Here is a 330-nt window from a genome sequence, read left to right as displayed (position 1 = left end):
CCTTTATCCCACGAGTCCTTCCATTAGTTGTACTTACTAGAATGGAGTTACCAGCGTGGTTATTAAAATGGCTTGATTACGTGCCTATAGCGATTATTGCTGCATTACTAGGTCAAGAAATCTTCATTAATCAAGAGGGGAATATATCCTTTTCGTTGTATAATTTAAACATTTACGCCATTATACCGACTTTTTTAGTAGCGATCATTTCCCGTAGCTTATTAGCCACTGTTTTATCGGGGGTGTTCACCATGATGGTCTTGCAATATCTTTTTTAGTCTGTCGACTTATGGTGAAGCATTTCAGTTACCATCCGAAGCACGCTATTTT

1 protein-coding gene is annotated in these 330 nt (G+C 38.2%); it reads left to right on the top strand.

Going from position 1 to position 330, the window contains the following annotated elements; all coding sequences use genetic code 11:
• Positions 1–278 (top strand): AzlD domain-containing protein (locus CHH91_RS18105; RefSeq protein WP_095224768.1); only part of this gene is annotated, 278 nt, incomplete at its 5' end.
• Positions 279–330 lie beyond the last annotated feature (52 nt).

The organism is Virgibacillus sp. 7505 (assembly GCF_002272135.1).
Classification (GTDB): domain Bacteria; phylum Bacillota; class Bacilli; order Bacillales; family Amphibacillaceae; genus Terribacillus.
The sequence above is the reverse complement of the archived record's forward strand: the minus strand, read 5'-3'. Positions and strand labels throughout refer to the sequence as shown.